Raw genomic sequence first — 488 nt, forward strand, 5'->3', positions numbered from 1 at the left:
CTTGCTTACCACTAGTTAAAGGCAACTCACCATTATCATTAGCAATATTATAAAGCGCTTTTAAATCTAATTTTCCAGCTTCAAAATCTTTGCCTTTTCCAGTGTCAAAAGAACTATAACGTTCAGTTCTTAAGTTGTTATATTGTGAAGAAGATATGATTTTATCTGCAGTAATTAAAGCACGTGCAAAGGTATCGGCACCACCAATATGAGCTAAGAAAACATCTTCTAAATCTGTTGAGTTTCTTCTAATTTTAGCATCAAAATTAACACCTCCACCTTGTAAACCACCTGCTTTTAGGAATACTAACATAGCCTCGGTAGTTTCTTGGATGTTGTTTGGGAACTGGTCTGTATCCCAACCATTTTGGTAATCACCTCGGTTAGCATCAATACTTCCTAACATGCCTGCAGCGGCAGATACTTCTAATTCATGCTGAAATGTGTGTTGTGCTAATGTAGCATGGTTAACTTCAATATTCATTTTG

1 pseudogene is annotated in these 488 nt (G+C 36.1%); it reads right to left on the bottom strand.

Annotated features, from left to right (window positions below):
* Nucleotides 1-488, bottom strand: a pseudogene (locus tag FUA24_RS23830) (xylose isomerase); the annotation flags it as partial.

The organism is Seonamhaeicola marinus (assembly GCF_008085455.1).